This window comes from uncultured Gimesia sp., assembly GCF_963972345.1.
In the GTDB taxonomy this organism is placed as follows: Bacteria; Planctomycetota; Planctomycetia; order Planctomycetales; family Planctomycetaceae; genus Gimesia.
Genome location: NZ_CAXAVM010000254.1, coordinates 1 through 8,874, shown reverse-complemented (window position 1 = coordinate 8,874; position 8,874 = coordinate 1). Strand labels below are relative to the sequence as shown.

The following is an 8,874-nucleotide window of genomic DNA, read 5'->3' as shown; positions in this document are numbered from 1 at the left end:
CTAAGAAGATTCTGAAGTATTCTTCAGGAGTCCGCCAGTCTTGGGCTATCGCAACTCTTCAAATAAGCCTGGTAGCTTAACGTCTCTTTCATTTCTATTTCTTCCTGCAGCGACAGTGCCGACGCACTCTCGCGATTTCCTCGTAGAACCTGTATTTCGTATCGACTAAGCGGCCGGCCAGATGAAAACGCGGATCCAGCGTTTATCATACAGTACACAAGCCCGATCGTCATTTGAAGTAGTGATGTGTTCTGTTTCTCCAGACTGTGAGCGATGAGGGCTGCTCACGCCAGAATGAATATGACGGAGATTGAAAGGATCATCATTCGGTAGGACCATGCAGTTTATCGGGAGTTTGCGCCCTGATATGGGAAGTAAAACAACTCGCTTTGACTGCATCATGCGATTTATTGAACGCGAATCGTTGTTTAACACTTGATCAACCATGGTACAATAGAGCAGTATCTAGACTGTGTTCAGTTTTACTGCAGCGTCTCTTGTTACTATTGACGATTGAAAATCAGGATTATTATGAAGCGTTCTCCCAGCCTGATGTTCAGCGAGTCAGACTTGCTGATTTTGCAGACCCTGAGTTATGGAATGATCGTACTCGCCGGTTTCATTCTGGCGGGCTGCAGTCAGCAGGTGAAGCCGCCGGCAGCGGATGCCGAAAGTGTGTCCGTGCAGAAACCCAAACCCGATCCTGTGAATTCAGTCGTAGAAAAAAAACAGGAGACCTCAACGGTCCCTGTTCCGCAATGGGAGACCCCCGAAGAATGGGTTGCGTTGATGTATCAGACGCTAAAGATTCCTCAGCTGAAAGATCGGGATTCCAACAGTTCAGTCAAGCGTACAAGAACCAGGAGACCATTAACCGTAGGGAGTGTCCTGGGCATGGATATGCAGAAAACAGGAAACGAACCAGAGAAATCCGTATTCCCTCAATACTACAAACTGGTCGCAAAGGGAACGATTGACGATTTAAACGCAGCATTAAACAAGGCTGAGCAGATTCCCGCTGCGGGCGAGCAGGCGGAAGCGTACTGTGGTATCGCCTGGGCTTTGCTGGATGAGGAAGCTTTCAGTCGGGCGAAGCCTTACCTGGTTCAAGGCGCGAAATCACTGTCACAGGTTCAAGATGAGCAACTACTGTATCTGTATTCGAAAGCGTTCGCGCGGTCTGGGGACAGTGACAAGGCAGTTGAAATGGCACAACAAATCATGAATCTGGATTTACGGGAAGAAACCATGATTTCCATTCCAGGACAGATCGCAAAAACCGGTGATGTCGAGCAGGCTTTGGGTTTTGTGGACACAATCAAAAATCGAAAATCTCAATCGCAGGCTCTCCAGCAGATCACACTGGTTCTGGCAAAGTCAAATGCCTGTAAGCAGGCGCTGACGATTATTGAGCGGATTACTGATGAGGAAACCAGGTTCAAGGCGCTGGAGGGAATTGCGCTTGAGCTTGCGAAAGAGGGCAGAGGCAGACAGACGCTGGAAGTGGTTCAACAAATCAAATTTTTACATCGTCGGCCCTGGTTTCTGCATGCGCTTGCAAAATCGCTGGTCAAGACAGGTCACCTGGAACCGGCTCTGGAAGTAGCGCAGCTCGTTGAAGTACCACACGACCAGTCAGCCTATCTGATGGAGGTGGCGATTGCTGTTGCTGAGACAGGGGAATCAAAACAGGTGATGGAGGTCGTCCAGCTGATTCCCGTGCTGGACAGCAGGCGCATTGCAGTCGCGAAGGTGGCTTCAAGTCTCTTCAACGCAGGTAACATCAAAGCGGCGCTGAAAGTCGCACAGCAAATCGAATATGACGAAAAGAAGGTCCGTCTGTTGTATCAGATCGCCTCTGCACTTCATTCTAAGGGAGAGGACGATCAAAAAATCATTGCGTTGAAAGAGGCTGTGGCTGCATCAAGAAGGTTGGGTGAGATACCTTCCTTTGTCACAGCAATTCCAGTTTTGTCGATGGAAACCAGCCAGACCGAACAGGGCACCTCGACTCAACTCAAATCCGCCTTCACACCTGAAGAAAAGAGACTGGCTGAAAGCTTACTGCGATCAGCATTGCAGATGAAGTGATGAAGAATCCTGTTCCAAACCGCTTACGACAGTTTTTCGTGCGCGGTCAGGATCAGGGTTTCGGTCTCTTCCCAGTCGATGCATTCGTCGGTGATGGAGACGCCGTACTGGAGCTGTGAGAGATCTTTTGGCAGACTCTGATTGCCGGGGTGCAGGTTGCTTTCCAGCATCAGGCCGATGATTGTATCGTTGCCGGCGACGCGCTGGTCGATGACGTCGTTCCAGACTTTGCCCTGGTTGCGATAGTCTTTGTTGGAGTTCGCATGGCTGCAGTCGACCATGAACCGGGGTGACAGGCCGGCGGCCTGCAGGCTCTGGCTGGCTTCTTCCAGATGTTCCCGCGAATAGTTCGGGCCGGAACGTCCGCCACGCAGGATCAGGTGACCCCAGGGGTTGCCTTTGGTGTTGACGACACAGGTCTGGCCCTCGGCATCGATGCCCAGAAAACTGTGGGGACTCTGCGCGGCCAGCATCGCATTCAGCGCAACGTCCAGGCTGCCGTCTGTGCCGTTTTTGTAACCGACGGGCATCGAGAGTCCGCTGGCCATCTGGCGGTGTGTGGGGGACTCCGTGGTGCGGGCGCCAATCGAAGCAATCGAGATCGCGTCGGCAATGTATTGTGGCGTGATCGGTTCCAGCATTTCGGTTGCGGCGGGTACTCCCAGTTCGCCGATCTGCAGTAACAGCTGGCGGGCGATCTTCAGACCCGAAGAGACATCGAAGGTGCCATCCAGGTGCGGATCGTTGATCAGGCCTTTCCAGCCGACGGTGGTGCGCGGTTTCTCGAAGTAAACCCGCATGATCAGGAACATGCGGTCGTCCACTTTGGTCGCGAGTTCTTTTAAACGGGAGGCATACTCGATGGCGGCTTTGGGATCGTGAATCGAACAGGGGCCGACTACCACGATGAGCCGATGGTCTTCTCCCGAAAGAATGCGTTTGATCTGTTCGCGCGATTCGCCAACGGTCTCGGTGACTTTGTCGGTCCGCTTGTAAGTGTCTTTCAATTCCTGTGGTGCCACCAGGCGGACGGAATCATGAATGTTGACGTTTTGAATGGGTAACATCGGCTTGCAATCGTTTTTCATTACTATAAGAGTTTGTTATCAGTTGATGATCGTTCTCAGAGACTCAGCTGCTCACAGATCCGGGAAACGACTTCTTCCGGTGACAGCTGCGACGCCTCGATTTTTAATTCAGCATACAGTTCATACAGCGGGAATCGGCTGTCGTATAAGTCGGCCAGTGTCGTTCCCGGTTCAATCAACACGCCGCGGTCAAACGCATCGGCCACCCGCTGCTCCAGTACTTCAGGTGACACATCCAGCCAGACTATGGTACCAAGACTGCCAAGATGTTGCATGGCTTCGCGGCTGTAACAGACGCTTCCGCCGGTAGAAATTACCGATCCTGCTGATTGGATCGATTGGACATATGCTGCTTCAATTTCGCGGAAGCCCTCGGAGGTGTGCCGGGCAATAATCTCGGCCAGCCTTTTCGATTCGCCGGCCTCAATTAATGCATCAGTATCCAGGAAGGGAAGACCTGTCCGTTCAGACAGTTTTTTCCCCACGGTCGACTTTCCCGACCCGGGCATGCCAATCAGAATGACTCCCTGAATCTCAGGCGTGGCTTCAGCAGCCATCCGGCAACTCCTCCCTGCAGGAAATCATGGGGCGGCGCGGGCTCTCTTTCAGGAAGGCACAAAGATCGGTGCACAAAAACATGGAAGCGGTATCTGTCTGATATATAAGGGCTTACGATAACCGTTTCCCGCAGAATTCAAAAATATTTTTAAAATCCGGGGAAAAGCAAAACAAATATTATCTGAATTCAGTTCTAATAGGAACTGTGTGGGAGTTTGGACGCCAATTCATTGTTATTTTCCCGTCTGAATCAACACAAGTATGGAACTCATGTTTGTGATAAATTCACACGAATTTTACTCGTCATACCCCCTGGCAGTTCTGCCAGGGCATTCCTGCTGTGACTCAGCAGCGGGAAACAGAGTTTTTCTGGAGCTTTGAAGAATCGAATTCCATCGTGGAACAACTGTCCCCTGTCAAATTTGCCGCGCAAATCCGCTGTTGTGCCAATGATCTGCACGATCAGGGTGTCGACCGGCTGGGATCTCTCTACGATTTAACTTCCGAGCGACTGGTAAGGTATGCCGTGACCGTGACCCGGAACATGCCGGATGCGGAAGATGCGATTCAGGCCACCATGGTGCGGATCGCCATGAAACCGAAAATTCTGGCAACCGCGCAGCAGCCCTGGGCCTACCTGTTACGGGTCACCCGCAATGAAGCCTTACGGATTCTGCAGAAGCGGAAGCCGTTTCAGATATTTGCTCAGTGCCGACAGCTCTGGGCACGAGATGAAGAGATTGTAGAAGAGAACGATCAGGCGCGGGTCATCCGCCGGGCGTTAAAGCGTCTGCCAACGAATCAGTCAGAAGTAGTGGTATTAAAGATCTGGGAAGACATGACTTTTGCGGAAATTGCCAGCGTGCTGGATGAATCGCCGAATACAGTGGCCAGTCGTTATCGTTATGCGCTCCAGAAATTAGATAATTACCTGCGTCCCGCGACGCATGAGGATATCAATGTTTGAATTTGAAGATCACAATTCCCTGGAAGAACAGCTGCTGCAGGCCGGTGCCGGCGCAGCCGTTCCCCTGCGCGACGGACACCGTCAGCAGGTGCTGGAAGCAGCACAGCAGGCGGGGAATCGCCGGCAACGCCGGCGCAGATGGATTACCTGCAGTATGTTATTCGTATGCTGCGGTCTGTTCTGGTCTCTGCGCGGTTCGGGATCGACGCAGTCGCAGGCACCGGGCTGGTCCAGGGCGATCTACATCAAGGGGAATGAAGTGTTAGGCATTTCCACCGTCACCCGCCAATCAGCGGCAATCAAGACTGACTGGAATTCGGTGCAGGCCACGTTAAAACATTCGGGTGAATGGGGGCTCGTCGATGCCGTTGTTCAGTTTCGCAATGAGCGTGCAGGAACGATTGAGCAGATCTTTCATCGAGGCGATTAATGCAGGAGAGTTTGTCCCACCATTTCCAGGAACAGTTGCCTGAGAAAGCCGAGAATCATCCGGAGTATGTCACTGAGCTGGTCAATCTGATTTTGAATCAGGCCCAGGACATCAATGCCAGCGACATTCACCTGCTCCCTTCCGAAAACCGAATGCGGATGCACTGGCGTATTGACGGCGTATTGCATCACGTCGCTGACTTCTCACATGAGCTGGCGCCGCGGATCACCTCGCGCTTGAAAGTTCTCTCGCATCTGCTGACTTATCGGACGGATGTCCCGCAGGAAGGCCGGCTGCGACAATCGGGCGAGCAGGCGGTCGAAACACGGATCAGTACGTTCCCCACGCTTTATGGCGAGAAAGTGGTCGTCAGGCTGTTCGTCGGTTCGGGGCAGTACAAGCATCTGGAAAGTCTGAACCTGCCCGGCGAAATCCTGTTTGAACTGCAGAGGCTGCTGACACAGACGGGGGGCGTCATCTTAATGACGGGCCCGGCCGGCAGCGGAAAAACAACGACCATTTATGCCTGCCTGCGCGAGATCGTGCGGCAGTCTCAAGGATCTCGCAGCCTGGCTTCACTGGAAGATCCGATTGAAGTCGTCGTGCCCACGGTTGCCCAATCGCAGGTGAACCCGGCTGCGGGCTTTGATATGGTTCTCGGTCTGCGGTCCCTGCTCAGACAGGATCCCGAAGTGATTATGGTCGGTGAAATCCGTGATCGTGAAACCGCGGAAACCGTCTTTCAGGCGTCGCTCTCAGGACATCTGGTCGTCACCACATTTCACGCCGGCAGCGCCACCGAAGCGGTGAGCCGCCTGTCTGATATGGGGATCGAACCTTATCTGCTGCGGAGCGGATTACTGGCGATTCTGAGTCAGCGACTGCTCAGGCGGCTCTGTTCGTGTGCGGAATTCTCGCAAGCCGATGAAGATCGTATGGGCCTGGAAGTCGAACACTGGAAAGTACCCGTCGGTTGTGCTGAATGCGGACAGACCGGCTACCACGGGCGGATGGTGCTTACGGAAATGTTACAGCCCGGTCAGTCAGAAGTAGCAAACGCCATTTTAAATCAGGCCGATGCGACGGTGCTGCACCAGCTGGCGATTCAGTCGGGGATGCGGACCCAATGGGATCGTGCGCAGGAAGCTGTGAACCAGGGGCTCACCAGTCCGGCGGAAGTACGTCGGGTCCTGGGAATGACGCGAACGAATGCTTAACGGGCAACCGGTTTTATTAACCTCTGAATTTCGTGTGAATCGATCACACAGTACGAATCGTTTCTGGCAAAAGCAGGTGTGAATATGAATTCAAGAGATGATTCAGAATCGAACGCGTCCCGCGGAACCCGCTTCGAGCTCGATGAACTGATCGCGCTGAACGAGGAAATCATTTCACTGGTTCAGGCCGGGATTCCCCTGGAACTCGGGCTCCGCGAGATGGGAAACGAACTTCCGGATCGACTGGGCCGCATTACCGCGGACCTGGCAACAAAGATGGAGCGGGGCAGTACCCTGCCGGAAGCGATGGCGGCGGAAGGCGATCGCTTTCCCCGCGTGTATCGTGTGATCGTGGAAGCGGGCATCAAGTCGGGCAAGCTGACGGTTGCCCTGGAAGAAATGTCGAACTACGCCTGGGAACTGTTTCACCTGCGTCGCCAGATCGGCATGGCGCTGGTTTACCCGCTGATTGTATTCAGTCTGGCTTATGGACTGTTTCTGATCTTCCTGTTTGAAGTACTTTCGCGGTTTAACGCGGCTTATGATATTTTTCGTCTTGGTGAATCGACGCCTTTACGGTTATTGAATTCCATGCAATCCACGGTTGTCTACTGGGGCCTGGTTCCGCCGCTGCTGTTGTTTCTGTTTGTGATTGTCTGGATGAGGACCGGCAGTTCCCAGCTGTTGAATTTCAAAGGAACCAGCCGGTTGATTGGCTGGATACCGGGTGTGCAGAAGATTGCCAACTATTACCGGTACGGCAATTTTTCCGAACTGATGTCGCTGTTGATTCAACAGAACATTCCCTTTGCCGAATCGGTCGTCCTGGCGGCAGAAGCGACCGGCGATGATCAACTGGTGAAGTCGGCCAGTCTGATGGCAGAACGACATCTGCATGCACAGCCGGAGACAGTGGTCACCACGAAAGAATATGGCTGGCCTCCGTTATTAACCTGGCTGCTGACGACGAAGAATCATCAGGGGGAACTCAGCCTGGCGCTCAAAAATGCCGCCGATATGTATCGGAGAAAAGCCACCAGTTATACACGCTGGTTTCGCATTTTGTTTCCGATCTTTACCGGTGCGATCATCGGCGGAGGGACGGTGTTATGCTATTCTCTGGTATTATTTCTTCCATTCTCCGACATGCTTAAACAATTGGCTCAACCATGAGGTTCTTAAATTGAGAGGCTATGGTTCGAGGTTGGGTAGTGATGATAGTGGGGGTTGAATGAATTACAGGGTGTCTGTCAGATGATTTGGTATCGCTACCAGGGAATCAACTCGCAAGGGAAACACATCTCCGGCCGCCTGCATGCTGCCGACCGGGATGAAGTTGCGAGTCAACTGCAGGAGCAGGGCATTAAAATCGAACGGATTGAAGAAGAGGAGTCAGCGCTGTCTTATTCCACGCATGGCGTATCCGCTTCAGCGAGAAGACAGAAACTGTCGTCCCGCGATTACGATACGATTTCCGATCACCTGTCTGATTTAACCCGTGCCCGGCTCCCCTTATCAACCGGACTGGAAGCCGTTTCGCATGAAATCGAGAATCCGCGTCTGCGTTCTGCCGTGCAGAATCTGGCCTCCCAGCTGGACGCCGGTAACGATCTGGAGACGGTACTCGCGGACTCCCGGGCGCCGCGCGAATTATGTGCGCTGGTGCACGCCGGCACTCGTTCGGGAAAAATGAGCGAAATCCTGGCGGACTATGTCGCGCATACCCGACAGCTCTCCGAGATGAGAAGCCAGCTGCTGATGGCGCTGAGTTACCCGGTCATCCTGATGGGGTTTGCCATGCTGATGTTTCTGAGCATCCTGCTCTGGATCCTGCCTGCCTTCGAATCGATTTACATGGATTTCGGCATCGAGCTACCGGGGATGACGCTCCAACTGTTTGGACTCTCTCTTTTTCTGCGGACGCAATGGTGGTGGTATCTGCCTGCCGGGCTGCTGCTGATTGGCTGCTACCTGCTGTTGATGAAAACGGAGCGCGGGCAGATGTGGTCGCAGAAAATCATATACCGTCTGCCCCTGATTGGTGGACTGCTTCGCGGGCTGTCCGTCTCGCGGTTTTCCCATTTACTGGCATTACTGGTTGATAACGGGCTCCCGTTTCTCGAAGCGCTCAAGATGACGGGAGAAAGTTCCAGCAATTATGAAATCCGCAATGCCTGCCGACAGTTCTCAGATTCCGTCTCTTCAGGCCAGGCAGAAATTGCGTCCCTGGAATCTTTGAAAATTTTTCCGGCTACATTTCTGCAGACTTTAGCCAGTCAGTCCGGTTCCACATCGACGACAGGGCCTCGCTATTCGGTCGAAATCCTCAATGCACTGTCGGACATGTTGAACAGTCAGACGCGCGTCCGACTTACTTTTTTCTCGTCGGTCGTCGAGCCACTGGTGATCATTTTCTGTGGCACGCTGATGGGTTTCATGTTTATCGCCATGCTGGCGCCTTTAATTCAATTGTTGAACTGGCTGTCCTGAATCAGGTGGCTGGCTGACTGATATCTATTTTAA

At 53.0% G+C, this 8,874-nt stretch carries 8 protein-coding genes; 6 read left to right on the top strand and 2 right to left on the bottom strand.

Annotation, left to right across the window (positions count from 1 at the left end):
• Positions 1 to 531 precede the first annotated feature (531 nt).
• Positions 532 to 2,091 (top strand): hypothetical protein, encoded by a 1,560-nt coding sequence (locus tag AACZ40_RS26465; RefSeq protein WP_291176648.1) that lies wholly within the window; start codon positions 532 to 534, stop codon positions 2,089 to 2,091.
• Positions 2,092 to 2,114: 23 nt separating this feature from the next.
• Here AACZ40_RS26465 and AACZ40_RS26460 read toward each other — a convergent pair whose 3' ends face one another.
• On the bottom strand, positions 2,115 to 3,158 hold the full coding sequence (locus tag AACZ40_RS26460; RefSeq protein WP_291176645.1) for a 3-deoxy-7-phosphoheptulonate synthase: 1,044 nt from the start codon (positions 3,156 to 3,158) through the stop codon (positions 2,115 to 2,117).
• Positions 3,159 to 3,214: 56 nt separating this feature from the next.
• A complete protein-coding gene (locus AACZ40_RS26455) occupies positions 3,215 to 3,736 on the bottom strand; it encodes a shikimate kinase (RefSeq protein WP_291176642.1) in 522 nt (173 codons plus the stop codon).
• Positions 3,737 to 4,077: 341 nt separating this feature from the next.
• Between AACZ40_RS26455 and AACZ40_RS26450 the strand changes: the two genes are divergently transcribed.
• The 5 genes from AACZ40_RS26450 (at position 4,078) to AACZ40_RS26430 (ending at position 8,841) form a co-directional block, all read left to right on the top strand.
• Positions 4,078 to 4,704 carry a sigma-70 family RNA polymerase sigma factor gene (locus AACZ40_RS26450; protein WP_291176640.1) on the top strand — a complete coding sequence of 209 codons (627 nt, stop codon included), beginning with the start codon at positions 4,078 to 4,080 and terminating at the stop codon, positions 4,702 to 4,704.
• Positions 4,697 to 5,134 (top strand): hypothetical protein, encoded by a 438-nt coding sequence (locus tag AACZ40_RS26445; protein WP_291176637.1) that lies wholly within the window; start codon positions 4,697 to 4,699, stop codon positions 5,132 to 5,134. The genes AACZ40_RS26450 and AACZ40_RS26445 overlap by 8 nt, the downstream gene beginning before the upstream one ends.
• 11 nt (positions 5,135 to 5,145) lie before the next feature.
• Positions 5,146 to 6,351, top strand: a complete 1,206-nt coding sequence (locus tag AACZ40_RS26440; RefSeq protein ID WP_291176634.1) for a GspE/PulE family protein — start codon at positions 5,146 to 5,148, stop codon at positions 6,349 to 6,351.
• Between the two features lie 84 nt (positions 6,352 to 6,435).
• On the top strand, positions 6,436 to 7,524 hold the full coding sequence (locus tag AACZ40_RS26435) for a type II secretion system F family protein (RefSeq protein ID WP_291176631.1): 1,089 nt from the start codon (positions 6,436 to 6,438) through the stop codon (positions 7,522 to 7,524).
• Between the two features lie 81 nt (positions 7,525 to 7,605).
• Positions 7,606 to 8,841 (top strand): type II secretion system F family protein, encoded by a 1,236-nt coding sequence (locus AACZ40_RS26430; RefSeq protein ID WP_291176628.1) that lies wholly within the window; start codon positions 7,606 to 7,608, stop codon positions 8,839 to 8,841.
• Positions 8,842 to 8,874 lie beyond the last annotated feature (33 nt).

Bases quoted from the DNA above. Each gene is read 5' to 3' on its own strand.
- AACZ40_RS26460 (WP_291176645.1), bottom strand. From the start codon at position 3,158: ATGTTACCCATTCAAAACGTCAACATTCATGATTCCGTCCGCCTGGTG.
- AACZ40_RS26465 (WP_291176648.1), top strand. From the start codon at position 532: ATGAAGCGTTCTCCCAGCCTGATGTTCAGCGAGTCAGACTTGCTGATT.
- AACZ40_RS26455 (WP_291176642.1), bottom strand. From the start codon at position 3,736: ATGGCTGCTGAAGCCACGCCTGAGATTCAGGGAGTCATTCTGATTGGC.
- AACZ40_RS26445 (WP_291176637.1), top strand. From the start codon at position 4,697: ATGTTTGAATTTGAAGATCACAATTCCCTGGAAGAACAGCTGCTGCAG.
- AACZ40_RS26430 (WP_291176628.1), top strand. From the start codon at position 7,606: ATGATTTGGTATCGCTACCAGGGAATCAACTCGCAAGGGAAACACATC.
- AACZ40_RS26435 (WP_291176631.1), top strand. From the start codon at position 6,436: ATGAATTCAAGAGATGATTCAGAATCGAACGCGTCCCGCGGAACCCGC.